The organism is Ruminococcus sp. OM04-4AA, assembly GCF_003462585.1.
In the GTDB taxonomy this organism is placed as follows: domain Bacteria; phylum Bacillota; class Clostridia; order Lachnospirales; family Lachnospiraceae; genus Mediterraneibacter; species Mediterraneibacter faecis.
Map to the genome: position 1 here is coordinate 1 of NZ_QTZH01000179.1, position 526 is coordinate 526.

Genomic DNA, 526 nt, shown 5'->3' on the forward strand with positions numbered 1-526 from the left:
CCGTCTGATACCGCAGTTTAATATACTGCATGGGATTGAACGTAATATACTGCTTTGGAAATACTGCAAAACGGAAGGACTGCTGCATGACTGCGGAAAAAGAATGGATATAATCTTTGCTGTAACCCTTTCTCTCTTTTCCGTCGGGATGAACTCCCCCGAAGGAAAGCAAATCGAAGAAGGATTGCAAATGTTCAGAGGTTACATTTTTCAGTTTCCGTTCTGCCAATGGGTGTTTCTTGATATTTCGGATTGTTCCGAGGTAATTCTCCACCGTACCATTGCTGAGCGTACCTGTTTTTAATTCCTCCTCTGCCCACACATCCAAAAGCTGTCCGACTGTGAGATTTTCCGCTTTGGCAACAAATTTCTTTTTCTCATAATCATCCATTGCCTGACGGAGCAGCTTTTCAGTTTCACTTTTGCTTTCTGTTCCAACGCATTCTTTCTGAACAAGATTGCCGCTTGCGTCCTCTACATAGAAGCGGTAGTACCATTTCTTTCCTTTTTTTCTTACAGATCCTTT

1 pseudogene is annotated in these 526 nt (G+C 42.4%); it reads right to left on the reverse strand.

The annotated features are described in order from the left end of the window. Positions 1-526, reverse strand: a pseudogene (locus tag DXB52_RS16020) (site-specific integrase); the annotation flags it as partial.